Raw genomic sequence first — 457 nt, 5'->3', positions numbered from 1 at the left:
GAAAATACGTTTGTGCCCCAGTTTCTCCGCGAACATTTCGGGATGAGCACCATCGACCATCAAGACTCGGTGTACGCCTACTATTTTTATCGCCTCATCCAACGCGCCGCACATATCACGCTGGTTTACAGCACCGACAAAACGCAAACGGGCAAGTCGGAAATCAGTCGTTTTCTGCTGCAACTGCTCGTTGACCAGAATTTGAAAGACAAAATTCAGCGTTTCTCGTTGCAAGCCGCCATCAAACCCCGCCAAACGGAGGCAATCACGGTCGAAAAATCGCCGGAAATCCTGACCGCACTAAAAAATCGCTTCGATGCAAATTACCCCGAATCGCGCCCACTGTCGCCAAGTGCCCTCAACACCTACATAGATTGCAGCTATCGCTTTTATTTGCAGTACATTAAGGGCATCAAAGAGAAAGAGGAGCTGGCAGATGAGCTTGACAATTCCATTT

1 protein-coding gene is annotated in these 457 nt (G+C 48.8%); it reads left to right on the top strand.

Annotated elements, in window-relative coordinates; translation table 11 throughout:
• A partial coding sequence (locus tag ASC50_RS04505; protein ID WP_162491136.1) for a PD-(D/E)XK nuclease family protein occupies window positions 1–457 on the top strand: 457 nt, incomplete at both ends.

This window comes from Candidatus Symbiothrix dinenymphae, from assembly GCF_001431085.1.
This window is presented reverse-complemented; position numbering and strand designations above follow the sequence as displayed.